Source organism: Cellvibrio fontiphilus (assembly GCF_042646205.1).
GTDB classification, from domain to species: Bacteria; Pseudomonadota; Gammaproteobacteria; order Pseudomonadales; family Cellvibrionaceae; genus Cellvibrio; species Cellvibrio fontiphilus_A.
This window is the reverse complement of sequence record NZ_JBHRTF010000004.1, coordinates 288065-312249: the sequence shown is the minus strand read 5'-3', so window position 1 is coordinate 312249 and position 24185 is coordinate 288065. Positions and strand designations below refer to the sequence as shown.

The 24185-nt window shown below is 52.6% G+C and carries 20 protein-coding genes; 5 read left to right on the top strand and 15 right to left on the bottom strand.

Features of this window, described 5'->3' with window-relative positions:
* Positions 1 to 118: 118 nt before the first annotated feature.
* From ACFODX_RS10020 to ACFODX_RS10010, 3 genes are all read right to left on the bottom strand, one after another.
* Positions 119 to 424, bottom strand: coding sequence for a DUF3144 domain-containing protein (locus ACFODX_RS10020; protein WP_378118638.1), 306 nt, complete (start codon positions 422 to 424; stop codon positions 119 to 121).
* 88 nt (positions 425 to 512) lie between these two features.
* Positions 513 to 3377, bottom strand: coding sequence for an insulinase family protein (locus tag ACFODX_RS10015; RefSeq protein ID WP_378118636.1), 2865 nt, complete (start codon positions 3375 to 3377; stop codon positions 513 to 515).
* Positions 3378 to 3496: 119 nt separating this feature from the next.
* Complete coding sequence (locus tag ACFODX_RS10010) at positions 3497 to 4315, bottom strand: hypothetical protein (protein ID WP_378118634.1); 819 nt, start codon at positions 4313 to 4315, stop codon at positions 3497 to 3499.
* A 128-nt stretch (positions 4316 to 4443) separates the two neighbouring features.
* Between ACFODX_RS10010 and ACFODX_RS10005 the strand changes: the two genes are divergently transcribed.
* Positions 4444 to 5778: a diguanylate cyclase domain-containing protein gene (locus tag ACFODX_RS10005; protein WP_378118632.1), complete on the top strand. Its 1335-nt coding sequence runs from the start codon at positions 4444 to 4446 to the stop codon at positions 5776 to 5778.
* 8 nt (positions 5779 to 5786) lie between these two features.
* On the opposite strand, the gene ACFODX_RS10000 is transcribed toward ACFODX_RS10005, so the two are convergent.
* Entirely contained in the window at positions 5787 to 6578 is a 792-nt protein-coding gene (locus ACFODX_RS10000) for a head GIN domain-containing protein (protein ID WP_378118630.1), read from the bottom strand.
* Positions 6579 to 6790: 212 nt separating this feature from the next.
* Here ACFODX_RS10000 and ACFODX_RS09995 point away from each other — a divergent pair, with 212 nt between their 5' ends.
* Both ACFODX_RS09995 and ACFODX_RS09990 read left to right on the top strand, forming a co-directional pair.
* Entirely contained in the window at positions 6791 to 9121 is a 2331-nt protein-coding gene (locus ACFODX_RS09995) for a Tex family protein (protein WP_378120084.1), read from the top strand.
* Between the two features lie 120 nt (positions 9122 to 9241).
* Entirely contained in the window at positions 9242 to 9775 is a 534-nt protein-coding gene (locus tag ACFODX_RS09990; RefSeq protein ID WP_378118628.1) for a hypothetical protein, read from the top strand.
* A gap of 117 nt (positions 9776 to 9892) precedes the next feature.
* Here the strand turns inward: ACFODX_RS09990 and ACFODX_RS09985 are convergent, their stop codons facing one another.
* The 4 genes from ACFODX_RS09985 to ACFODX_RS09970 form a co-directional block, all read right to left on the bottom strand.
* Positions 9893 to 10981, bottom strand: coding sequence for an outer membrane beta-barrel protein (locus ACFODX_RS09985; protein WP_378118626.1), 1089 nt, complete (start codon positions 10979 to 10981; stop codon positions 9893 to 9895).
* A 112-nt stretch (positions 10982 to 11093) separates the two neighbouring features.
* Complete coding sequence (locus ACFODX_RS09980; RefSeq protein WP_378118624.1) at positions 11094 to 11858, bottom strand: sulfite exporter TauE/SafE family protein; 765 nt, start codon at positions 11856 to 11858, stop codon at positions 11094 to 11096.
* A 71-nt stretch (positions 11859 to 11929) separates the two neighbouring features.
* A complete protein-coding gene (locus ACFODX_RS09975) occupies positions 11930 to 12451 on the bottom strand; it encodes a hypothetical protein (protein ID WP_378118622.1) in 522 nt (173 codons plus the stop codon).
* Positions 12452 to 12524: 73 nt separating this feature from the next.
* Positions 12525 to 12830, bottom strand: coding sequence for a hypothetical protein (locus tag ACFODX_RS09970; protein WP_378118620.1), 306 nt, complete (start codon positions 12828 to 12830; stop codon positions 12525 to 12527).
* Positions 12831 to 13118: 288 nt separating this feature from the next.
* Between ACFODX_RS09970 and ACFODX_RS09965 the strand changes: the two genes are divergently transcribed.
* Positions 13119 to 13553 carry a nuclear transport factor 2 family protein gene (locus ACFODX_RS09965; protein WP_378118618.1) on the top strand — a complete coding sequence of 145 codons (435 nt, stop codon included), beginning with the start codon at positions 13119 to 13121 and terminating at the stop codon, positions 13551 to 13553.
* A 12-nt stretch (positions 13554 to 13565) separates the two neighbouring features.
* Positions 13566 to 14135, top strand: coding sequence for a glutathione S-transferase (locus ACFODX_RS09960; protein ID WP_378118616.1), 570 nt, complete (start codon positions 13566 to 13568; stop codon positions 14133 to 14135).
* 105 nt (positions 14136 to 14240) lie between these two features.
* Here ACFODX_RS09960 and ACFODX_RS09955 read toward each other — a convergent pair whose 3' ends face one another.
* The 7 genes from ACFODX_RS09955 to ACFODX_RS09925 form a co-directional block, all read right to left on the bottom strand.
* A complete protein-coding gene (locus ACFODX_RS09955) occupies positions 14241 to 17825 on the bottom strand; it encodes a hypothetical protein (RefSeq protein WP_378118614.1) in 3585 nt (1194 codons plus the stop codon).
* 123 nt (positions 17826 to 17948) lie between these two features.
* A complete protein-coding gene (locus tag ACFODX_RS09950) occupies positions 17949 to 19145 on the bottom strand; it encodes an ABC transporter permease (RefSeq protein WP_378118612.1) in 1197 nt (398 codons plus the stop codon).
* Complete coding sequence (locus ACFODX_RS09945; RefSeq protein ID WP_378118610.1) at positions 19138 to 19935, bottom strand: ABC transporter ATP-binding protein; 798 nt, start codon at positions 19933 to 19935, stop codon at positions 19138 to 19140. Before ACFODX_RS09945 ends, ACFODX_RS09950 begins: the two co-directional genes overlap by 8 nt.
* Positions 19932 to 21488, bottom strand: coding sequence for an alpha/beta hydrolase (locus tag ACFODX_RS09940; RefSeq protein WP_378118608.1), 1557 nt, complete (start codon positions 21486 to 21488; stop codon positions 19932 to 19934). Before ACFODX_RS09940 ends, ACFODX_RS09945 begins: the two co-directional genes overlap by 4 nt.
* A 49-nt stretch (positions 21489 to 21537) precedes the next feature.
* Complete coding sequence (locus ACFODX_RS09935; RefSeq protein WP_378118606.1) at positions 21538 to 21915, bottom strand: GntR family transcriptional regulator; 378 nt, start codon at positions 21913 to 21915, stop codon at positions 21538 to 21540.
* Positions 21915 to 23288 (bottom strand): hypothetical protein, encoded by a 1374-nt coding sequence (locus ACFODX_RS09930; protein WP_378118604.1) that lies wholly within the window; start codon positions 23286 to 23288, stop codon positions 21915 to 21917. The genes ACFODX_RS09935 and ACFODX_RS09930 overlap by 1 nt, the downstream gene beginning before the upstream one ends.
* Positions 23285 to 24160, bottom strand: coding sequence for an ABC transporter ATP-binding protein (locus ACFODX_RS09925; RefSeq protein ID WP_378118602.1), 876 nt, complete (start codon positions 24158 to 24160; stop codon positions 23285 to 23287). Before ACFODX_RS09925 ends, ACFODX_RS09930 begins: the two co-directional genes overlap by 4 nt.
* Positions 24161 to 24185: the final 25 nt, after the last annotated feature.

Here is a 24185-nt window from a genome sequence, read left to right as displayed (position 1 = left end):
GTCAAAGTATAAATTACCAGCTAATCGACTTGTATACCAGACAAGTCAGGTAAAGGCGGCTAGCCCCAGGCATAAAAAAAGCAGCCGAAGCTGCTTTTCAATTCTCCATCCGTGCCGGCTACTCCTCCGGCAATTCGCGCACACCAATCAGGGTGGCGTAATTCTCGCGGTAATCCTCCATATGCTCTTTGAGAAAATCGCGATAGCGGCCGGTCAAATAATTGGTGGTGCCTTCTACATCTTCAGCGAATTCATTTTTATCCAATGAACTTTGCGCGACGACATAAGCGTTAAAACGCGCAGCGGCATTCATGAGCGCGGCGCTTACTATGCCGGGATCAGTGCTATCGCAGGCGGTGTTCGCCTGGTCGATAAACTTCTCCACCCACTCCCAAAAAATATCATCGTCAGTTTTTGTGCTCATTGTGTCATCTCACCAGTTAAACATAACAACTATTCTACGGCAGCCGGCTGCGAAATGCCTCTGGCAATCATGCCAGAGGCATTCGCTATTATTTTACCGGTGCAAAGTTCTGGTTACGGTAATTGGCACCGCGGGTTTGAATCACCAGATTTTGGCCTTTTTTACCCAATACCAACTGCTGGTAGATACTAATCAGATCCGCCTTGGTCACTTTTTGCAGCTCGGCAACAAACTGTTCCTTGCGATCAAAACTGAATTTTGCCTCTTTAAATTCCTGCAAATGGCGCGCTGCCTCTGCGCGATAATCGTTCGGCTTTTGTAGTATCTGCGCAATTTCTGCCGCTTTTAATTGCTCCAGCTGCGCCGGCTCAAGGGCTTGCAAACTGGCCAGATAATCGCGGCGGAATTTATCCATCCGTGTTTTTAAATCCGCAAGACTGGTGTTGGTGGTTTGCACATAAAGGCCGAACAGCGGGTAATCATTCAGCGCAGAGGCAGTGCTACCCACCACATAACCCAACTGCTCATTGGTGCGCAGCTGGGTGAAAATATCGGTGCTGAATAAACCGTTTAACAACATCAACTGCGCCTGCTGGCTTAGGTCTTTTTGGCTGCCTAGATAAATATCTACCAAGGCATTGTCAGTCGGGTCTATATCCACATTGTCACTCACCAATTTCCCCGCTACCGGGGTAATGGTCTGCATTAAATAACGCTCGGCCGGTAATTTGCTGCTGCCCAAGGTCGCTGCCGATTGGGTGGCAATATGGCGCACTGTGTTGTCAGTAAAATTACCGGCGGCATAAATGCGCAGCAGATGATTGGCCAGCACTTGTTGGTGATGCGCTTGAAGTTGCGCGAGCGATATTGTTTGTGCCGCAGCGATAACTTCATCGTCACTCCAGTTACCTTTGGCGCGGGTCAGCAAACCAAAACGGTTAAACGCCTGACGAATCGGAATTTCTTTTTTATTGTTGGCAATATTTTTTACCAACCGGTCTTTGGCTTTTGCCAGATCATCTTCACTCAGGTTGAGCGCGACATAATCCTGCAGCAGGGTTTGCACCAGGCCAGCTTGTTTTTCGGTGTAGCCATAAATACTAAATAGCTGCCCCTTCTCTGCACTTAACGCCAAACCTATGGTGATGCCTGCACGCCCGGCGCGATCCACCAGCGAGGTTTGGTGCATGCTGTAAATATCGGAGACCAGATTTGCAGCAACCAATTCCTGAATAGTGTTGTAGGCAAAATCGATATTCAGATTTAATTCGAGCAGGCCTTTATCTTCCTGAAAGTGTTCGTTGTGCACTAACCAGGCCTCTACACCTTTTTGCTCTATTACCTTGTGTGGTTTGAGATGGGTCGCAGCAACAATGGGCGCCGGTTTGTCGGTAAACAAATCGTTTTCCGGCGGCAATTTAAATTCCATGGTTTTACCCAATTTCGCCCAGTTTTTTAATTCCGCGCGGGTGAATTTTTTCACGGCATAACCGCCCTCGTAAAAAGGCACTGCTTGATCGGTGGTTTCGCTATTACTCACATGCCAAATACGGGCGCGCTCGGGCGTTAATTGTTTGAGTACTGCATGAATTGCCTTGGCATCAAAGCGCTCATACACGAAGCCTGAATTCAATAAATTTTCTACCGGGTAATCAAATTGTTTGGGCGATAACTCCATCGCCTGTTGCAGCGGCTTTTGTTTTTCCGCGCTGGCAAAATCCTTGTCCCACATGGCTTTGATTTCGCGGTAATAGCGCTCATCTACACCCTTGGCTTGCATTAATTCAATGTAAGCAAAAATCGAACTGATAATCCGGTCTTTGCTGTCCATGCCTTTTGCGGTCAGGTCGACATACACCGAAAAGGTGCCGTCCATACCGTATTCATCCGGCGATACACTCGCGCTCACCGAATTGGCCAAGCCTTCGCGGCGCAATTGTTCACCCAGGGTGCCCGGCTCTTCCGAGGAAATCAGGTAGTGCAAATATTCATTGGGTTTTACCCGCCACAAATCACCGTTATCAGCGATAGGGAATTCAATAAATAATTGTTTGAGATCTTTCAGGGTTTTTACATGGATATGCTGGCCCTGCTCGGCTTTGGTCAAGCCGGGTACTTTCACTTCAGGGCGCGGCGTATTTTTATTGGGGATAGAGGCAAAATGTTTTTCAGCCAGCGCTTTTAATTCGGCTTGCGATTGGTTGCCCACAATCGTGAGTTTCATGTTGTTGGCGGAGTAATAGCGGTTGTAAAACGCGCGCAATTCCTCCTGCAGCAGTGAGCCGGGTTTATCTGACAGCGTCTCCAAATTGCCGGTGGTAAAACGGTGTGCGGGGTGCGCCGGGTTGGAGGTCAGGCCGCTGATGCGATACATGATCCAATTGTCGTTAGTGCGCCCCATGGACCACTCGCTATTGACCGCGTTGCGCTCTTTATCGCTGTACTGGGGGTCAAAGGTGGGCGCGCGAAAATAGTCGCTGAAAAAATCCAGCGCTTTATCTAACTGATCAGCTTTTAACTGGAAAAAATAATTGGTGTGGTCGCGCGCGGTGTAGGCATTCCATACGCCGGCATTGCCATCCACAAATTTTTGGAAACTGTTGGGCTCGGGATATTTTTCAGTGCCGAGGAATAACATGTGCTCAAGGTAGTGCGCGAGGCCCAATTGTGAATCCGGGTCTTGATAGCTTCCCACTTTTACCGCAAGGGATACTGCCGCGACTTCACTGGCCGGGTCAGTGACCAAAACGGCTTGCAAACCGTTGGGCAGTAGCACCGCCGAATACTGGCGATCATCATTCGGGCTTTTAATGATGCGGGCATTTTCAACCGCAACCACACCAGCCTGCTGCCCCTGTGTTGCCGCCGGGGCGGGGCCGGTGGACTCGCAGCCCGCCAACCAGAGTGTACCCAGCAGCAGGCTCGCTGCCAGCAAAGAATAGCGCTTTAACATAGCGTAGTTCCCTTTAGAGTTAGAATATTTACCTTGGGCACCCGGCACTGCTACACACCGGAAATGCCGCCACAGCCTAACAGAATTTAAATCGCTTGGTGCCCCGAAGCCGCCCGCTATTATTCAGACGCGGGCGTGACCAGGCTGATGAAGTGACGCTCACTTTGCATGGTCGCACCTTCACTTTCATCGTTCACTTCGCGGCGCCGGGTGATCAGGCGATCGCCCACCCGCTGGTATTCCATTTTCACCTGATTTTTAAACTGGAACCCCACCACCACAAACACTCGCCCGGTGCCCGCTTCCGTCATCTGGCTGGCAAGCGGCACACCTTGCTCATCAATCCACAGATCCAGCCGATTGCGATATTTTTTAACGTACTTGCGATAGCGTTTATCAATTTTTTCTTTGGGCAAACTAAAGCGCAGCAGGCGCGCCGGTTTAGCCTCGTAGTAGCTGTCCGACTCACTGACAAAATGGTAGCGCGCCAGCATCAACTCCAATTGATCAACCGGGTACACCAGCTCGCGCCACTCCCAATAATCGAAAGGGCCAATGGCATTGAGCGCAGAATTTTTGACATCCTCATCCACGGTTTTTGCCAGCTCTTCATCGCGCAATTGGTGAATCACGGCTGGAGCGTAGTGCATTCGCAAACCGCTGGGCGAATCCTCCAGTTGCAGCTGCAATAAACCTTCGCGCGCCTGCAGATCCTTATCGTCGCCGCTGCGCCCAAAGAGTTTGAATTGCACATCCAGCACTATGGGTTCACTGGTGCGCAGGCTCTGCAGTGCGCGCCGTAAATCCGCCACTCCGGGTGACTCCGAATGGCTGGCGGTGTGCGCCCAAGCCGGTGCAGCCATTGCCTGCGCAACAATCAGCAGGGCGATGCGCAGAGGTGTCTTAACCGCAGTAGATAAAAAAACATTAACCATCACAAAAACTCCGTATGAATCTACCCCGGTGAATGGCTTGCGCTGTCATCGCAAACTTCAGGCGCAACAGCTATGCTTGAGCTTGAATTAAGCAGGCGACAATCATTTTCACTGGAGCAGTAAAGACAGCTATGTCCACCCTCAGTTTCCCCACCTTGGGCAAATATATCGATTTGTTAGTCGATGCCGTTTGTGTGGTGGACAAACACGGCCATTTTTTATACGTAAGCCCGAGCGCCGAGCGCATTTTTGGTTACACCCAAGCCGAAATGATGGGCATGCAAATGCTCGATTTGGTTCACCCGGATGACCGCGAGCGCACCCTCAATGCGGTTGATAGCATAGTCGCCGGCGAACCTGAGCCGCACTTTGAAAACCGCTACCAGCGCAAAAATGGCGAGATTGCCCACATCATGTGGTCGGCGCGCTGGTCGGAGGAGAATCAGTGCCGTGTTGCGGTCGCGCGCGACATTACCCTGCGTAAACGCGCGGAGGCGGTGCAGCAGGCAGTCTTCGCGATTGCCGAAGCCTCCCACAACACCCAGGATTTACCCAGCCTTTATCGCCATATTCATCAGATTATTGCCGCCCTGCTGCCGGCCGATAACTGCGTGATTGCACTTTACGATGCCGCCAGCGATTGCATTAGCTTTCCCTACCATGTGGATCAACACCAGCCGCTACCGGCTACCCAACACCTTGCCAGCGACAGCGATTACGCCCGCCTGATTCGCCGCGGCCAGCCCCTGCTGCTGGACACCGCAAGAGTGGCCCCCACAGGCGAAAACCAGATGCAGGCACGCTCCTGGCTTGGCGTTCCGCTGGTGATCGAGGGGCGCACTATGGGTGCGCTGGTGATCAAGAGTTACAGCGAAAGTGCAGTCTACGATGACGAAACCCTCAAGTTGTTGCAGTACGTATCCAATCAGGTCGCCGCAGCTATCGACCGTCGCCAACTCTTGTTGCGCCTGCAGCAGCGCGCGCTGTATGACCAATTGACCCGCCTGCCCAATCGCGAGCTGTTTTACGATCGCATTCAATCCGCGCTGGCCAGAGCACGGCGCAACAACGAGATGTTATCGCTGGTATTTATGGATCTGGATAAGTTCAAAGCCGTGAATGACAACTACGGTCACCCGGTTGGTGACCAGCTATTGGAGGCAGTAGCGCGGCGGCTGGAACTGAGTGTGCGCGAGTGCGACACCATTGCCCGCTTTGGGGGCGACGAATTTGTAATCCTGCTGGAAAACATTGAACACCCGCAACAGAGCGAGACAGTAGCCGCGAAAATTCTCGGCCAGTTTGCAACGCCTTTTGCACTGCGGGATCTGGAATCAAATCAGATTCATTTGCCCATCACCCCCAGTATTGGCATGGCGCATTTTCCGCTGCATGGCGACAACGAAAAAGACCTGCTGCACCACGCCGACAAGGCAATGTATGGCCTTAAAAATCTGCAGCGATAGCCGCTGGATTAATCCCGCGCATTAACATGACTGGCGCCAGTCGCCTTGGATTTGGCGCGCGGTGTGCCGGAATACTCCACACTGGAGGCGCCGCTCGCATCTGCAGTGAGCATTTCGGTGACGGTGGCGTTGATGTGTGAGGCGCCACTGGCATCCAGTTCTGCTTGACGCGCGACCAATGGTTTGCCGCGAAAATTGCTGGCGCCACTGGCGCTGACCCACAGGTGATCCGCATGGCTGCCTCCTTTGATATCCACATTGGATGCGCCGGAAATATCATAGCGCTGCGCCGGCACCATCACCGCCGCCAGACGCGCATTGGCAGCGCCGGATAAATCCACGGATAACTTATCCAGCGTCAGCAGCGCAAAATCGGCATTGGCGGCTCCGCTAGCATTAAAGCGGAAATCCCCACCGCGCAGCTCACCCGCCCGGGCATGGGCACCACCGGATAGCTCCAGGTATTCCAACTGCTTGACCCCGAGAATCACTTTCACCGGCTCATTGCCCTGGCCAAACCAGTTGAACACACCGCCTTTGTCACTCTTGAGCCAGACGCTGACCCGCTTGCCGGTCTGATCCACCTTTACCCGCTGTATAACCTCGGCATCTGCCTCTACCCGCAGGTATTCGTTGTCGCTTTGGGTGATTTCGATTTTGGTATTGCCGCCGCTCACAAACTCGCTGAAATCCTTAACCGGGTAGACTTTTGCCTGCATCTCCGCCAGTGCCAGGGGCGCCGCCAGGGTGAACAATCCCCCCAACAACCATGCCGTTAAAAAAGCTGTGCGAACCACCATAAAAACCTCCAAAAAATCTGACTGAGAATAAATAACTTTTCTGCGCATACCTCCTAAGACACAAGAGCCTGACCTGTGGATTCAGCACCATGAAAAAAATTGTGCAAGGCCGCGCCCGTCACAAAGCCGGGGCAAAAACAAGTCTGGCAGGCGGGGGGATTTTGGCGATAATGGTGCCCTTTTCCATAAGCCCGATAGACGAGTTTCCCGCTATGACCAGCTTACCCAGTATTGCCAAACGCATTGCCGACGAATTAAACGTACAGGAGCAGCAAGTGAGCGCCGCTGTTGGCCTGCTCGATGAAGGTGCCACAGTTCCCTTTATTTCCCGCTACCGTAAGGAAGTGACCGGTGGTCTGGACGACTCGCAAATGCGCCTGCTGGAAGAGCGTTTGCGCTATCTGCGCGAACTGGAGGATCGTCGTGCGGCGATTTTGAAATCCATCGCCGAACAGGACAAACTCACGCCGGAACTGGAGCGCGAAATCCAGATCGCCGATACCAAAAACCGCCTGGAAGATTTATACCTGCCCTACAAACCCAAGCGCCGCACCAAGGGCCAAATCGCCAAGGAAGCCGGCCTTGAACCGCTGGCCGAAGCGCTGCTGGCCGACCCAACCCTCGCGCCCGACGTGGAAGCGGCAAAATATTTCAATGCCGAGCACAGTATTAACGATGTGAAATCAGCACTCGACGGCGCCAAGTACATCCTCATGGAAAAATTCAGCGAAGACGCCGAACTGCTCGGCCGACTGCGCCATTTCCTGCAACAGGAAGCGACCTTTTCCGCACGTGTTGCCACCGGCAAAGAAACCGACAGCTCGCAGGAAGTGCAAAAATTCCGCGATTATTTCGAACACGACGAGCCGCTTAAATCTGTACCTTCACACCGCGCCCTCGCCATGTTCCGCGGCCGCAATGAAGGTGTGCTGACCATCAGTATCAAAGTGGGCGATGAAGACAGTCGCATTGGCCACCCCTGCGAAACCATGATCGCCGAGCACTGGCAAATTCATGACAAAGGCCGCGCTGCGGATGGCTGGCTTGCCGAAGTGGTGCGCTGGACCTGGCGCGTCAAATTGCTCACCCATTTGGAAACCGATTTACTCGGTGAGCTGCGTGAAAAAGCCGAAGAGGAAGCGATTAAAGTGTTCGCATCCAACTTAAAAGATTTATTACTCGCTGCGCCCGCCGGTCAAAAAGCCACCATCGGCCTGGACCCAGGTATGCGCACCGGCGTGAAAGTCGCGGTGGTGGATGCCACCGGCAAAGTGGTAGATCACGGGGTGATGTACCCCACGCCGCCGCTGAACAAAATCGCCGAATCCGAAGCTATGCTGGTGCACCTGTGCAAAAAATACGACGTGGGTTTGATTGCCATCGGCAACGGCACCGCCTCGCGCGAAACCGAAAAATTTGCCAAAGATGTATTAAAAAAACACACTGACATTAAAGCCACTACGGTTGTTGTGAGCGAAGCCGGCGCCTCGGTTTATTCTGCCTCTGAATACGCCGCCAAAGAATTTCCGGATTTGGACGTGACCATTCGCGGTGCGATTTCTATCGCCCGTCGCCTGCAAGACCCACTCGCCGAATTGGTAAAAATTGATCCGAAATCCATCGGCGTTGGCCAGTACCAGCACGATGTGTCGCAATCGCAACTTGCGCGTTCGCTGGATGCGGTAGTGGAGGACTGCGTAAACGCCGTGGGTGTGGAAGTGAACACTGCATCGGCCGCACTGCTCGCGCGCGTCTCCGGTTTAAACACCACACTTGCCAATAACATTGTGGAATTCCGCAACCAGAACGGCGTATTTAATTCTCGCGCCGCGCTCAAAAAAGTGCCGCGTTTTGGTGAAAAAACCTTTGAACAAGCAGCGGGCTTTTTGCGGGTTGCCGGTGGCGATAACCCGCTGGACGCCTCTGCAGTTCACCCCGAATCCTATTCGGTGGTAGAAAAAATCGCACAGAAAAACGCGCGCGAATTAAAAGGATTGATTGGCGATTCATCATTCCTGCGCAGCTTAAAAGCGGCAGACTATACCGATGAAAAATTCGGTGTGCCCACCGTCACCGACATCATCAAAGAATTGGACAAACCTGGCCGCGACCCGCGCCCGGAATTTAAAACGGCGCAATTCCAGGAAGGTGTGGAAGAAATTACCGACTTGGTGCCGGGCATGATTTTGGAAGGTACAGTCACCAACGTGACTAACTTTGGCGCCTTTGTGGATATAGGTGTGCATCAGGACGGTTTGGTACATATCTCCGCGCTGTCACACAACTTTATTAAAGACCCGCGCGAAGCAGTGAAAGCCGGCGACATAGTCAAAGCCAAGGTGATGGAAGTGGACGTGCCGCGCAAACGTATCGCCTTGTCACTGCGTTTGGATGATACGCCCGGTGAAAAAGTGGAAGGTGGCAATAAAGGCAGTGGTCGCCCATCGCAAAATCAACAGCGCGCCGCGCAGAAAAACAACCCGGCGCCCGCCGCTATGGGCAGCATGGGTGCGTTGTTACAACAAGCGTTGAAAAAGAAGTAATTTTTTAACGGCAAAATATTTGATGTTTGGCATTAGATATTTGATGAAACTTGCTCCCGGTATAACACCGGGAGCCTTTTGCAGATTTTTAAAAACCCAGATGCACACAAGGAGCACGCAATGGAAATCGGGGCAAAAACATTAATTGCTGGCGCAGGTTTATTTTTACTGGGAGTTGGCTCAACTTACTGGTTAATGGCGGATAACCAAGCGCCCGCAGCTGCTGAAAAACCGACAGCGGCGCATCATCAACCCGCGATGCAAGCCGCGTTAAACCAACTCGGCAACAGCGCCACAGAAACGCCAACTCAAGAACCGGCGGCAGCATTGACGGAAGCAGGAAACCCGCACACTGCAGCGGCAAGCGATGCTGAAACCGAAACGGCCAGCGAGACCGAAACACTTACCCACGAAAGCTTCCTCGCCGCCGCCGAAGCGCGCCGCGAACAGCAACTGGCCGATAAAGCCGAGACAGAGCGTTTGGATAAGTTGCGCCAACAAAAAGCCGACAGCGTGGACTGCAAGTTCTGGCGGCAACAACAAGCCAGCTCCAGCACGGCCGCTAAAATAGAGGAGAAAATAAAAACCTTTTGTTTTATTGCGCAGGACTTGGCGAGCAGCGAGAGCAGTAGTTCTGACGCAATCACACCTTAAATAAAAGGTCGGCTAAAACACAGGGAAACGAGAGAAGGGAATCTTGATTTCAGGTTTTACGTGGAAATGGGATAAAAATAAACGAGAGATTCCTTTCTCTCGATCTGAACTTAAAAATCAGAAGCGATAATGTACATTCGCGGCCAACGCATTCAAATCACTGGAATAGCCATCGCCTTCATCACTTGCCAGCAAACGATACTCAAGACCAACACCAAACTGTTCGCCAATCAGCAGATTAACACCCGCACCATAAGAAAAGCTTGAAATTGTATCGCTCTCTTTATCTACCTCGCCCGTTTCTTCATCAGGTTCATCTTCAAACTTAGTATGAACCGATGTATAACCGAGCAAACCATAAAGCTGCACGTTGGATAGTTCAACACCGGGGCGATAATACAAGGACGCGTAAGTGAAGCTCAGCAGTTCATCCTTATCACTCACCCCAAAGCGTGCTTCAACAGTCGCCAGCGAGTTATAACGATAACCGCCAATCAACTCTACCGCATTCCACTTCAGATCCGGCGCACCGTCTTCGGCATCTTCATCATCCAATTCTTCGTCGAGTTCATCATCAAACTCATCTTCTTCATAGGACTCATCTTCACTCAGCTCGATTTGAGCCACACCAAGGCCTGCATAAAATCCTGCATCAGTCGCTGGTGTAAACGATGCTTGAGCCCCACTGGCGCCCGCCCTAAAGCCAGAGAAGCGATAATCCATACTGAGCGCAAATGCACCCATATTTACGTCGGCATCACTATCATCCACTAACATGCGATATTCAAGGTTGAGGTTGAAATTGCGACCAACCGGAAACCCAACACCCGCGCCGTAGGACAAACCGGAGAGCGAAACATCATCACCAGCCTTGCCTTCAATACTGGCCCCCGCAAAACCCAGCAACAGATAAGTTTTTGCAGTGTCATTGGCGCTTTCTGTGCGGTAATAAACACCGCCGTATAACAGTTCAGGTGAGCCAGCAAAACCAAGGCGCGACTCTACGCCCACAAATGGGCTGTGTTTGTAGCCGCCCGATAACTCCAATGCTGTCCAATCCGGCTTTTCATCCAGCGACAAAGGCAGTTTGCCTGAATAATCAATTTGGCTTACCCCAACACCCGCGTAAAACCCTGCAGGTTCAGTGTTCACTGCCCAAGTAGTTATAGGTAAGGTTAATAACCCGGCCGTTAACAATGCACGCATAATCCATTTTCCTTTTTGTTTCAGTTTTTCGTTTCAACTTTCGTTTTTTTACCATCCAAACAATTGCGCGCGAATCATATAGATTCCCCTTACAAATAGCAGCCCACCAGAGTTAACCAAAGATTCCCCCAGCACCTTCATAAGTCAACTTAATACCCGCTAACAACAAAAAGCTGTAACTGATCCGGTAAAAAATACGATCCGAGACGCGGCGATGTAAGTACACGCCCAGCAGTACACCCAATGGGGCAAGCGGCAGTAGCAACAGCGAGGTGTAAAAAGAGCCGCCGGAGATTTGCCCGAGCAGGGCGTAGGGAATAAGTTTTACAAAATTGATGATCGCAAAAAATAAAATGGTGGTGCCGGCGAGCGTGGATTTGGGCAGGTGTTGCGGCAATAAATAAATCGCAACCGGCGGGCCGCCGGCGTGGGCAATGTAGCTGACATAACCGGATACAGCGCCCCAAAAACTACCGGCAGTTTTACTGGGAGGGCGCGCTGCCATGCGCTCCAAAAAATGTTTGCCCCAAAGGTAGTGAATGACAAAATAAATCGACAGTAAACCGATGAGCAATCGCACCCAATCGGCGTTGGCCATTTCAAAGGTGAGCGCACCGGCGAGGGTTCCCAGCAGTGCGCCGGGCAGCAGGATTTTTAAATTGAGTTTGTCCCAGGTGCCGCGAAAACTCCACAGGCCAACCGCATCCATGGCACAGAGGATTGGCAACAAAATCGCAGCCGCCAAGCGCGGATCTATAAGCAGTGACAAGAGCGGAACAGCGAGCATACCAAAACCGCCGCCGAAGCCGCCTTTGGACATGCCCACTAAAATAACCACCGGAATGGCGAGGCAATAAAACAGAGGGTCGCTAATCATTATCACTGCCGCAAAAAAAGCGGCAGCATGAACTTATCGCAAAAAATTATCCAGCCTTAACACCGGCAAACTTATTCCAGGGTGACGGGGTAATAATCGTATTCACAGTAGCCGGAATTGCGGTCGCAGACTTCCAACAATAGAAATACCCGCTGGGGCAGTTGATCAATCAATGGATAGATATCCACCTCGCGCGATGAAGTGTCGCAAGACATAAAAAAATCATTGGTGTATTCACAAATCCAACCGCCGCCCTGATCACAGGCAAACCCGGCACCGCACACTTGCGAGCTGATTAAAATGCTGTTGGCGATGGAGGCGCGATCATTAATACGCAAGCTAACGGTGTAATCCTCCAGGCTGTTGACCGACCAAAAGACTTCAAACAAACCATCGTAAAAATACGGGCTGAGCGCCAGTGGCGGGTGATTGGGTTTGGCGGTATCTGTGTCGTAGCTATCGATAATATCGAAGGCGCGCAACTCGGGGCGATAGTCCTCGCCGGGGTCAGAAGCAGCACTGCCGCTACCGCCGCAGCCCACCAAAAATAAAACCGCTGTAACAAGTGCAAAGTAACTGAGGAATTTGGGCATGGCAGCAACTCCGGTGGATAGTGGAATTGATGCTAGGCGCGCCGCACTGAATCGCGCCTGAATAATGTTTGAGTCAATGTCGTAAATGGATTTGCGGTTTTAAATTGACTGAACCGTCCTCTTCCAATACCGCGTGCTGGGTTGACTCACCGTTGGCAACCACGACTACCGCGGGCATAAATAAAGGGCGACGCACAAACCAGAGGCTCCAGCCAAAACTTTCCAGGCTGTGCAGCGCCAACATTTGCGATTCATTAAGGAAACTGCCCAGGTTGATAGGAACTGCTTTGTGAGCACCGCGTCGATCATCCACCAAATGCTGCAAACGCTCGGCAAGGCTGGGTTTGTTGGGGTTTCTGGCCACTCTGGATTCCGACATAAAAACACTCCCTCTGCGATGGAAACACCGGTTGCTGACCACAAAAATAACGCGACCAGCTTCACATCAGTGTCGTGATAAACATCATGCTTGTCAAAAACCCGATTGGAATATCAGGCCTTTTTGACAGGCTGGATTCACATAACCCATCGCCCTGTGAATCGGTCGCGCCAGACTTTGCCCTTCTTTAACGCACAACCACTGCGCTAGCCGCTACAATCCTGTTCATCGGCAACTTCCATTTGGGCAACAACAAGAGCAATGCCCACCACTCGCGGAGAAGCACCCATGAAACCACTATTACTCGGCCTGTTATGTGCCAGCCTCGCCTGCACCAGTTTTGCTAGCAGCGATCAGCAACAACTGGAGCAAAAGGTGAACGCCCTGCGCAGCGCCATGATTGAAGGCGACCGCGCCGCACTGCTAGCACTTTCAGCGCCGCAACTCAGCTATGGACACTCCAGTGGCACCATGGAAAACCAGGCCGAATTTGTGGAAAAAATTGCCAGCGGCAAATCCGATTTTGTGACTATGGATTTACACGAGCAAAGCATCACCCTGAGCGGCGACACAGCGCTGGTGCGCCACCGTTTAACCGCCGATATAAAAGACGGCGGTGTGCCCAACAGCATTGAATTGGGTGTGTTGTTGGTGTGGCAAAAACAGGCGGGCGATTGGAAATTACTCGCCCGCCAAGCGTTTAAATTTCCCCCTAAACAATAAACCGAGGCAGGCATGAAACTTTACGGCAGTTACACCTCCCCTTTTGTACGCCACGTGCGCATAGTGCTGCAGGAAATACAGCAACCCTGCGAATTTATCGAAACCGATCAGGCGGGCAGCGCGGCGAAATCGCCCACCCAGCGCGTTCCTTTTTTGGAAGACGGCGATATTTTTTTAACCGACTCAGCGTCCATCATTAAATATTTGCGCGAAAAAGCCGGACAACATTTTTGCCAAAGCGCGCAAGAGTTGGATCAGCTGTGTTTGGTGAATACCGCGCTGGATGCCACGGTGAATTTATTTTTTCTCAAGCGCGATGGCGTAGTGATTTCACAGGTGCCCTACTTGCAGCGCCAAGCCGCGCGTGTACACACCACACTCGCCGAGTTAGAGCAAAGCGCTATTACGCAGATTGCTGCGAATGGGCGATTTAATGATGCCCAATTGCGCCTCGGCTGTTTTATGGGTTGGAGTAAATTCCGCGAGCAGATTGATTTTTCTCCCTTCGCCAATTTGGAAAACTTTTATCGGCAAATCTGCAATTACCCGCCGTTTAACACCACCCAGCCGCCACAGTCTTGATAGGCAAAAAACAAAAGGCGCCGCAGCGCCTTTTGTTATCCGAACGTAAAACAACTTCACATCTATAACCACGAATTTAATAGCTACAAACTTTTAGCTACAAACTTAATAACCACGAATCAGCAGACGACGCACTTCGCGGCTGTTAGCGGCGACCGACATTACCGTCACCAAATAGCGCTCGCGCCAGGCCGTTTGTGCCAGATCGTGAATGGCGCCTTCGCGGCTGAAAAAGCGCAGGTGATTGCCGGCGTAGTTTTCCAGGGTAAAGCCTTCAAAATCGCCAAAGTGATCGTACAACAGCCCACTCACCTTGCCTGACCAGATACCCGCTTTGGCATCGGCCGGGGCCGGCAAGCCCTGGGCATCCACCAGCCACTCATCGGCGCCCGGTTCAAGATAACCCTGATTCGCGCCGCCTACGCCGTTATCAGCAGCACCCTGCCCCGGATTAGCGGGTTGATCGCCCTTGGCATCCAATTGCGGAATTTGTCCGTCCGGGGTTGCGGGCAGGTTGAAGGGATCGCCACCAAGTGCGCGCACCTTGTCGGTCAACAGCTCGACGTAGCGATTAAAACTCGCGTACCAGCGGCTGGTGCGACTGAGTTTGGCCGCGCGCCAGGTCATGACCGATAAGAGGCGCAGGTGATGCAGCAGCATCTCGTCCTTTACCGATACCGGAATACCCAGCTGGAAGGCGCCCAGGGTTTGGCGCCACATACGCGCCTCGCGCCGCGCCGCTTCCACAGCTTTGGGGTCGGGGTGTTCGATAATTACTGCGTGGTCGCCCTGGGCATCCAGTACCGAGAGGTCGGTGACCAGGCTGCGGTTATCGCCCAGGTCAAATACCCCGCCTTTGGCACTCATCAGCTGGCGCACCTTGCTGCTGTCACCTTTAGCGGTATCGCCCCCGGTTTTGAGCAGCCCGGCAATAAGTTTTTCCGCTTCCTTACGGGAGATCTCCCGCAATTTGGGCGCCGGGAAACGCACGTCGCGGCCGCGGTTGGTGATTTGCCTTATCGCCACATCAAAGCGCTGGCCCTTTTTGATACCCAGCGGTAATTCCACGCTGATCACCCCGGTCTGGCGATGCAGGCTGCGCGGCAGGGGCAGATAACGGCTGCCACCGGCCGGCATCTGGATAGTGCGTTCATCCAGCGCGCGGATATTGTGCAGGGGGTATAAACGGTCGGCCAGTGCCACCACCTCGCGCGCGCGCCAGGAGGGGATTTCGATATTCACATAAGTCCCCTCCGGCAGGTTGCGCGACCACTCCAGCAGTAATTCGTCGGGCAGGAGTGAGTCACTAATCGGCTGCGGCCGGGCCTCTATCTCAAAGGTGTGCAGCGCGACCCGTGAAGCCGCAAGGCCGGGGTTGGCCACTTCGCTCAGGGCGATATTGCGCTGCGACAACTTGTCGGAAGTGCTGGGATTGGCGCCGTTGGGAATGGGCGTGCCGGCAAACTCGATTTGCGCCACCAGACACTGGTGTTCACCCATTAACAAATCGGGCAGCGACTGCACCGCACCGCCAGCGGGTGTGGAGGGCAGGTAATTGCCGGTCAGGTTGTTATCCAGCAGTACACCAAAGAACTTATTGCTCTCGCTGGTACTGATGTCCTTCACATTGTTTGTATCCTGCTGGCCGGCCGGTGTCGCCGCGCGCGCCTCGGCAAAACAGGGGAAGGACAACCATTCGCCCCCGGCCTGCCCCGGCAGGGCAATGGGGTTGGCACCGGGGGTTTTGAGGTAACCCTCCAGCGGCGCGCCCATGGCTTCGCGATAAGTCAGTGCTGCGGTGGTTTGGGAGGTAAAAATGCGGAAGAACAACCGCACGTCGTCTGCCGCCAGCAGCGTGCCATTGCGCCTCACCCGGGCGACGGCAAAGTTGTAGACCCTGCGCCCGCTGGTCGTCAGCGGAAATAGGCTGAGCGCCGATGCCGCCTGATTGCCCGTTAACGCCTCAAACTGCGCCGGGGTGATGGATGAGGTGAGGCTGTTGATGAACTGCAGCGCCTGGGCGCGGCTGGCGCCATTGGGCAGGGTTACACCATGCACCGACTCGCCCTCCACCACGCGGAATACCTTGAGGTCAGAGCTGAGCCAGGGCGTGGTATTGCCGCCCTCCAAATCGAGCATAAAGGGGTTGGCGGATTTCACCAGCTGAATCCAGGCGGTGTCGGTTAATAGGCCGGAGCTGGCATTCAGCGCAGCGTTTACCTCCAGCGTGCGCTGGGGTTCGGCAAAACCAAAGGCGTTGCCCACAAACCGCACCCGGTAGGTGAAGGTAAAACGCTGCAGCCGCGCCGCCAGTACCGGATCATCACTGGCGATGGCGGTAGGCACCACTTCAATGGCGGGCGCGCCCGCTACACTGATCGCCGGTGCCCAGGCAGCCAACTGCGATGCCGAGGGGCTGAGGGTGGAAATGCCGCCGCCGGGGAAGTCCCCCGGTTTCAGACCATCAACCGTGACCAGAAAGGCGCCGGCAAATTCCGGGTTTACCGTCACTTCATCCTGCCCGAAGGTGCTGCGCTCCAGTATCAAACGGACTGCCGGCCGCGGCCGCGCCAACCAGCGGGTGATATTGATATACACCGCTTTGATGTCGTTAAAGGTTTGCTCGGCACCGGGGAAACCAAACCCCTGGCCCTTGGCGGCATCGGCACCGGCTCGGGTCTGCCGCACACCGGGGGTGACACCGGAGTCGCCGGTCAGGTTGATATCCACATAGTGGTGAAAGGTAGCGCCGGTCACGATACGGCCCACACCCACACGGCGACCGTCATAGACACTCAGGGTATTCACCGATTTGCTGGAGGCAATAGCCGCATCTGCCGTGCCGCCGCCGGCAAAGCGCGAGGCATTCTCCAGCACCTGCCCGGTGGCAATCACCTCTGGCTTGGGGTGCTCGCCGGCCATGCTGGGGAATTCCACAAAGGACTCACCGTCAAAACTCAGCGTCTGGTTGTAGTTATAACCGGGCACCTCGCCCAGAGTATTACCCTCGTGCATGTGATCCGGGTAGATCTCTATATCCCTGTCGCCATTGCGCAAAATGGGATGGGCGGGCGATGAAACCGGTGTGATGACTTGGGGCACAGAGTCAGACTGGTTTTCAAACCAGACAAAGGGCGCCGCAAATTCGCTGTAATTCCCCGCGGGGTTGGTGCGGGTAGTATCGGCACGGGCCACACTAAAAGGCGGGAAGTTTTTGGGGAAATCGGCTGGCATGGGCGAATGGGGGTCGGGCGGAGTAGCGTCAGCACCAGCGCCGTACCAACAGCGCGCCGCCCGCACCCGCGGAATTCGGCCGCACATATCGGCGCCCAGGCTGTCATGGTCACCGGTGGCAAACACACCGCCGCCGGCATCCATAAACCGGGTGATAGCCGCAATCTCTGGCTCACTCAAATCAAAAGTGCCACTGGCACCAAACGACAGGTTGCGCCCGCGCAAACCAATCAGCCAAATCACATCGTATTGCAGCAGGTTCACACCCGGCGCCGCAAAATCAAAGGACTGGATAACACCGGGGGTAGAGTCATTGTCGCGATGGGCACGGGTGATCTGGAAGCCCGCACTGGTCAGGGTGTTAACCAGTGTGGTGTAAGTAAAATCGGGGCTACCGCTGGGGTCGGTATCAAAGCGATAACCGCTTTCAAGAACAATCAAAACCTTGCTAGTCATGATGCACCTCCTTGGTGGCTAGACGAGATGTCTAGACCGTTCAGCATCCTCCCTGCTGCCAGATTGCTCTATGACTTTTACCACAGGATTCCGGTGAATTATGCCCGCCCCCGGCAGCAGGTATTAACCCGCGCCATACACAATAGTGGGTTTGCGCAATTGCTGCGCGGTAAAGGTTAACAACAGGGCGGCAAGAATCACTGCCACCACCCAAGCCTGGGCAAATGCCTGCAGCGACAAAGCGCCACCCAGCAATAAATCTTTCACCACCAGTTGCTGCGCCAGCACCGGCACCCAGCGAAACCAGTCGGTGTAAGCGCCGGGGTTTATCAGCGTATAAAAAAGCGGAATCATGGGAATAAAAATCATCAAGCCCATATAGGTTTGTGCATCTTTAAAACTGCGCGCAAAAATTGAAATTAAAAATTGCAGCGCCGTTGCCACTAATGCCATGGACATTAACACCGCCAGTGCCAGCAACAAATCCAGCGGCGTGACATCCACCCGCAAACCTAATTCCTTAAACGGCACATAGGCAAAGGCGATGGCCAGCAAGCTCAATTCCACAATCAATACCAACAAGGTGAGCGACAAACTATTCAGCCATTTACCCAATAACAGCGCGCCCGAGGGCGCCGGTGTAATTAACAGCGATTCCAACGAGCGACGCTCGCGCTCACCGGCCGTCATGTCTGCACTAAAACCAACGCTGGCCATAAATACCGTGAGGATTAACAACATGGGTAAACTTGCCATCACAAAAAAACCCATTTTCTGATCGCTGGCGACATTTAAATCGCGCACAACAACTGGATTAACAACAGCCGGCGAAATGCCGCGCGATAATAAACGCAAACTGCCAATGCGCCCGTTCCAACTCCAGATTTGTTGCCGCACAAAATGCAGTGCGCCCTGCAATTTATTATTGGTGGCATCAAACACCAGTGCCAATTCAATGGACTCGCCTGTCGCGAATTTTTCACGCGCGTCCTCCGGCACAATTAACGCGTAATCCAGTTGGCCGTTTTGCACTTGTTGATAGGCTTGTTCATCGGCCGCTTGCACCTGCACGCCCCGCTCTTCCAACCACATGACCAGCGCGGGCAATTGTTCAGCGCCCACTACCGATAATTTAATCGGCTCACTCGTAGTGGCGCGCGACTGATTGCTCATATGAATAATAAATAGCGATGAAGCCACAAACACACCGACAAAATACACCGGCATTAAAAATGCCATGCGCAAACTTTTTTTATCGCGCAGCGCATCGCGCCACTCTTTGCGCCACACAATTAGCAGGGTTTTTATAAAATTATGCATTGTTATTCTCCGTGCTGGTGGCTTGCACCAAACTCACAAAGGCATCTTCCAGGTTGTGCGCTTTACCGGCCGCCATAATCGCCTCCAAATTGCCATCGGCCAAAATGCGCCCCTGATGAATCACTAAAATGCGATCACACAAGCCACTGACTTCATGCATTAAATGGCTGGAAAAAATCACACAGCGATGTTGCGCTTTTAATTCGTGCAATAAACGGCGCACCGAGCGGGTGGTGATTACATCCAAACCGTTGGTGGGTTCATCCAATAACACATGTTGCGGTTGATGCACTATGGCGCGCGCCAGAGCGGTTTTCATGCGTTCGCCCAGAGAAAATCCTTCCGCGCGCCGCTCGGCAATATTGTGCATGCCCAGCCAATCAATCAGTTGATCTATCGCCGCTTCCAATGGTGCGCCCGCCAACCCCTGCAGTTCACCAAAGTAGCGAATGTTTTCGCGCGCGGTTAAGCGTTTGTACAAACCGGTATCATCCGGCAGCACACCCAGTTGTTGCCGCGCCGCATTGGGGTTCACGCTGAGCTGATATTCATTGACCCACACATCGCCAGCGGTGGGGTGCAGCAGGCCGTAAATCAAACGCATCAGGGTGGATTTACCCGCGCCGTTTAACCCCAATAAGCCGGTAATTTCACCATCGCGCAGGGTAAAACTCACCTTATCCAGCGCGGTGATGGCCGCATTATTTGCGGGCAATTGACCATTGGACGCCAGCATTTTTTTTGCATTTTTTGGATAAAAAACTTTAGTTAAATTTTCAACCCGAATCATGGTGTCGCTCCCTGGCTTGATGCACTGCTGGTAGATGATGCAGAACTTGCCGCCTCATTCGCGCCCAGAACAAAAGGCAGGGATTTGATCTTGGTTGCGCAATCACCATTTATTCCCGTCATGCTCGCGCGCTCAATAAATTGCGCAATAATTTGCGGCATGCAGCCCTCGGTGGACACACCGTGGTTGCCACCCTCCACCAACAGGCGCGTGGAATTTGGCAAACTGCTCGCCACATAATCGGCCCAGGTCGATGGCGTTACCGGATCGTATTTTCCCGATAACAAGAGTGCCGGCACACTGCTGTTAATAGGCTGCCAATAATCATCGGGCAAACTGGCCGCTGGCCAAAAATCGCAAATAGCGCCCTTCTCTTCCACCGGGTTAAAACCAAAAAACGGTGCGGTTGTCTGGCGTTCACTCTCCGAAATTTGCGGCCAGTCCTCATTGCAAATCACACCAAAATGCATAGCTTCGGCGATATTCATTGAGTGCGCCTGCTCCGCCGTTAATGCCAGCAAAGCCGCCAACAAACTGTAATCCTGCTGTTCGGCACGGCTGATCATTTCCGGCAAAAGTACCGTAGTATCGCGCGAATAAAGTGCCATAAACATCAGCATGGAAAATGCGCGCGGTGTCAGGCGATGACTGGCCAGTTGTTGGTGACGCGGGTGCTGGTAAGTGACTTCTACTGGCTGACCCGCCGTTTCCGCCGCCAGCAATCGCGCATACACCATTTCTGCTTTTTGCAGCGGGTTACCGTAGTGCGCCGCACAGTCAACCTGGGCCATACATTCGCTGCTGACCGACGTGAGTGCGGCGAGCATATCGCGCGCCGAATATTTACCCAGTGCAATCGCGGTGGGCGCCACTGCATCCAAAATAATACTGCGCGTGTGATCGCCAAAGCGGCGCGCATATTCAAGCGCAACCCGGGTGCCATAAGAGACGCCCCACAAATTGATTGTTTGATAACCCAGCGCAACACGCACTGCGTCTAGATCCTGCACGGCGTGCCGGGTGGTGTAAAACGGCAGGGATTGCTGATAGCGCACTGCGCAGTTGCGCATAATTTCCAACTGTTTTTGCTGCTGCACCGCATCGGGTAGCTTGGCATCCTGCAGCGACATTTTTTCGCAGTGCAATGGGTTGGATTTTCCGGTGCCGCGCTGATCCACAAAAATTAAATCGCGGTTTTTGCGCACATCGGCAAAAAAACCGTGCAGCTGATTCGCCATATCGATGGATGAACCGCCAGGCCCACCCTGAATTAAAAATAAGGGATCTGCTTGCGCCACCGGGCTAATCGCAGGCAGGCGCAAAATGGCAATGGCAATTTCCGGGCTGTTTGGATCATCCGGATTTTCTTTCACCTTTAACTCGCCGCACTGGGCGCCATAAACCAGCGGCGGCTTTCCGGTTTCCGCAAAACCCGGGCAGGCTTGCAGCAGCGATTTTGCCGCGGCGGGTGCACTTTTTTGTTCATAGCACGCCGATAACAACAGCGGCACCAAGGCGCAACCCAGCGCGGCAATCAAACGAAATTTTTGCATCCGTTAATTCCTTTGGGGATTAATAAAAAAGAAAAATTTGGCTTGGGCATTAATTATTTTCCGCCAATAAATCTCGCAAACTGGCGAGCAGCAATTTATCGGGTATTTCCAATTGCCGCGCCGCGAGCACCAATTGCTCCAGTTGCGGCTGCAAATGCGCAAGCCGCTGCTGTTCGTTGTGCGCCGATTTTTGTTGCGCCGCCACTTGCATGGGCTTACCGCGCTGACGCACCAAGATGCCCTCCACTTCCAACAAACTATAGGCTTTGGAAATAGTCATGGGGTTTACCGCATGCTCCAGCGCCAGCTCGCGCACCGAGGGCAATTCATCGCCCTCTTTTAATTGGCCACCGGCCACCATACGGCGAATTTGTTCGGCGAGTTGGCGATAAATAGGAATTCCGGATTGGGGATTAAGCGTGAACATTAATTTTTCACCCTGAAAAAATTAATGCTATGCCACTGGGATTTAACCCAGGTACGCCCCACTAAAACCAATATGAATAACCCGGCAGAAAAGGCCAGATAATCCCGGTGCTCAACGCTCGGGTCAGCCCCAAACAGGATATTGAAATAAACCATAAGGCCAATTAGCGCGATGTTTACTATTGGAGTTACCCAATTGAGCCAGAGAAAACTGGCAGCAGTCTTGAGGTAGATAAATAGCCCCAGGTAAAACGACATGCCGCAGATTAACAAACCAATCAGCGATAAATAAGCAAGGTGGAACAGGCTTAACACATCATTCAAATAATAATGGTTTATCAAACCAACAACGAGGAAGGCAGGCAATAAGGATGCGATTAATAACAGGATATATTGCTGTTCGATATAAGTGAGAAGTGCCGCTCTGGAGTAGGAGCTATTCATCCATAGGCGATACAAATTGCGGAAAATGTACTGAAAGATAACGCTGCCGCGAATACAGATAAAAATAAACAGATAAATACTCAGCATAATCCCCGCTGCTGCGGGCGGTATTTTTTTTACCCAATAAAACACAAACGCGAGCATAAGCACAAAAAATACCAGCTGCCCCAGCTCACGCTTGCACCAGGCTTGAGTGCCGTCTGACGCGCCTACTAATAAGCTGCCGGCAAGGGTTTTAGGCACCGCCGAAAAGGCTGCCGCTAGCGCCTGGGTATTAGTCATTTGCAGCCGCTGCATTTCTGCTGCGGGCAGGGTCAAAAAATTCACCAAATATTTTTGTGGCTGCCAGCGAAACCACCAAATAAACATTACCAGCCACAATAACGCGCTGACTGCCCAATAGATTCCAGCATTTTCTTCAGCAAATAAATTCGCACTTTTTGCGGAGAAAAATAAAATCCACACAAACAACGGCACAAAACCCTGCGCGGCTTGCATATAAGAACCTACTACAGCAAAGAGTAATGCCACACAGCTCATTGCCATAAACGCCAGGGCAAACACCGAATGAAATACAAAGCCTTTGGGTTCAAAAAAGCTCATAGTCAGGGTCAGAATCAATGCAGCCAACATCCAAAAGCAAAAGGCAATAAGAAAAAGATGATGGCGCAGATCTGCCAGACATTGGAATTGTTTACTGCTGCGGAGCGCAAGTATTTGCCCCGGCACCAACATCCCTACCATCATCAGCAACAGAAGGGTTAATGCGGAACCTATATAAAGCACAAATGAAATATCAAAAAAATACAGCACTATCCCGGGCGTTAACACCGCAAGGGTTAAAATACCGAGCCACTTTACATAGCGCGCCGGCAGCAGCATCACCAACATCAAGCGCCAATATTGGTTGAGTAGGGGTTGGATATTCATGGATTCATCTCCAGAAAAATATCTTCCAACCCCAAATACTCCACCCTCACCTGCGCAGAAAATTCCTGTGCAAGTTGCTGCTCCATTTCTGGTTGCCAGTGTTCAACAGTCAGCTGGATTTGATTGCCGCTCTTTTTTTGTTTGATGACCTGCGGCCAGTTAATTTTTGGGTTAACGGGCTGATCAAACGTTAAGGTGACACGCACAAAACTTTCTTTAAGTTCATCCAATCCGCCTTGATAAACCAAATCGCCATCGCGCAGCATCCACACCTGATTGGCCACGCGCTCCACATCGCTCACAATATGCGTGGAGAAAATGACTGCGCGATTTTCATCGGCGGCAATATCCACCAGCTGTTGCAAAAACTGGCGGCGGGCGATGGGGTCAAGGCTGGCAACGGGCTCGTCCAAAATTAATAATTCCGGCTCATGGGCGAGCGCCAACAAAATAGATAATTTTTGCCGCTGGCCAACGGACATTTTGCCCGTGTGCATATTCATGGGAATTAACCATTCCGCGATTAATTTATCCACCAGCGGTTGGTTCCAGTGCGCGCGAAAACTTTTGAATAATTTCAGGTGATCATTACCCGTCAAGCTCGGCAATAATTCATCCTGCTGGGGTACAAAACCAATACGCTGTTTTAGTTCGCCGCTGATATCGGTCGCCTTAACTTGCCACAAGGTTGCTTCGCCACCCGAGGGAAAACCAAACCCCAAAATCGTTTCCAGCAAGGTGGTTTTACCGGCGCCGTTTTTACCGAGCAAAGCAATCACCTGCCCCGGAAATACCCGTGCATTAATACCCTTTAGAACAGTAACGCGAGAAAATTGGCGCTGTAGATTGTTTAGCGATACGCAGGCGGACATAAACATCTCCTTGAGCAATGTGCTT

Bases quoted from the DNA above. Each gene is read 5' to 3' on its own strand.
- ACFODX_RS09990 (WP_378118628.1), top strand. From the start codon at position 9,242: ATGGAAATCGGGGCAAAAACATTAATTGCTGGCGCAGGTTTATTTTTA.
- ACFODX_RS09950 (WP_378118612.1), bottom strand. From the start codon at position 19,145: ATGCATAATTTTATAAAAACCCTGCTAATTGTGTGGCGCAAAGAGTGG.
- ACFODX_RS09945 (WP_378118610.1), bottom strand. From the start codon at position 19,935: ATGATTCGGGTTGAAAATTTAACTAAAGTTTTTTATCCAAAAAATGCA.
- ACFODX_RS10000 (WP_378118630.1), bottom strand. From the start codon at position 6,578: ATGGTGGTTCGCACAGCTTTTTTAACGGCATGGTTGTTGGGGGGATTG.
- ACFODX_RS10015 (WP_378118636.1), bottom strand. From the start codon at position 3,377: ATGTTAAAGCGCTATTCTTTGCTGGCAGCGAGCCTGCTGCTGGGTACA.
- ACFODX_RS10005 (WP_378118632.1), top strand. From the start codon at position 4,444: ATGTCCACCCTCAGTTTCCCCACCTTGGGCAAATATATCGATTTGTTA.
- ACFODX_RS10020 (WP_378118638.1), bottom strand. From the start codon at position 424: ATGAGCACAAAAACTGACGATGATATTTTTTGGGAGTGGGTGGAGAAG.
- ACFODX_RS09980 (WP_378118624.1), bottom strand. From the start codon at position 11,858: ATGATTAGCGACCCTCTGTTTTATTGCCTCGCCATTCCGGTGGTTATT.
- ACFODX_RS09985 (WP_378118626.1), bottom strand. From the start codon at position 10,981: ATGCGTGCATTGTTAACGGCCGGGTTATTAACCTTACCTATAACTACT.
- ACFODX_RS09955 (WP_378118614.1), bottom strand. From the start codon at position 17,825: ATGACTAGCAAGGTTTTGATTGTTCTTGAAAGCGGTTATCGCTTTGAT.
- ACFODX_RS09940 (WP_378118608.1), bottom strand. From the start codon at position 21,488: ATGCAAAAATTTCGTTTGATTGCCGCGCTGGGTTGCGCCTTGGTGCCG.
- ACFODX_RS09925 (WP_378118602.1), bottom strand. From the start codon at position 24,160: ATGTCCGCCTGCGTATCGCTAAACAATCTACAGCGCCAATTTTCTCGC.
- ACFODX_RS09975 (WP_378118622.1), bottom strand. From the start codon at position 12,451: ATGCCCAAATTCCTCAGTTACTTTGCACTTGTTACAGCGGTTTTATTT.
- ACFODX_RS09965 (WP_378118618.1), top strand. From the start codon at position 13,119: ATGAAACCACTATTACTCGGCCTGTTATGTGCCAGCCTCGCCTGCACC.
- ACFODX_RS09930 (WP_378118604.1), bottom strand. From the start codon at position 23,288: ATGAATATCCAACCCCTACTCAACCAATATTGGCGCTTGATGTTGGTG.
- ACFODX_RS09970 (WP_378118620.1), bottom strand. From the start codon at position 12,830: ATGTCGGAATCCAGAGTGGCCAGAAACCCCAACAAACCCAGCCTTGCC.
- ACFODX_RS09960 (WP_378118616.1), top strand. From the start codon at position 13,566: ATGAAACTTTACGGCAGTTACACCTCCCCTTTTGTACGCCACGTGCGC.
- ACFODX_RS09995 (WP_378120084.1), top strand. From the start codon at position 6,791: ATGACCAGCTTACCCAGTATTGCCAAACGCATTGCCGACGAATTAAAC.
- ACFODX_RS09935 (WP_378118606.1), bottom strand. From the start codon at position 21,915: ATGTTCACGCTTAATCCCCAATCCGGAATTCCTATTTATCGCCAACTC.